We start from the raw sequence: 237 nt of genomic DNA on the forward strand, positions 1-237 counted from the left end.
CAGTCTTAACCTCGCTTGTTAATGTAACTCGCCGGTCCGTTCTACAAAAAGTACGCCGTCACACTTTTAACGTGCTTCGACTGCTTGTAGGCACATGGTTTCAGGTTCTATTTCACTCCCCTCCCGGGGTGCTTTTCACCTTTCCCTCACGGTACTGGTTCGCTATCGGTCGCTTTAGGTATTTAGCCTTGGCAGGTGGTCCTGCCGGATTCCCACGGGGTTCCACGTGTCCCGCGG

General features: G+C 53.6%; 1 rRNA gene. It reads right to left on the minus strand.

Annotated features, from left to right (window positions below):
• Positions 1-237: ribosomal RNA gene (locus V6C27_14985) — 23S ribosomal RNA — on the minus strand; the annotation flags it as partial.

Source organism: Peptococcaceae bacterium 1198_IL3148, from assembly GCA_036763105.1.
Classification (GTDB): Bacteria; Bacillota; Desulfotomaculia; order Desulfotomaculales; family Desulfohalotomaculaceae; genus JBAIYS01.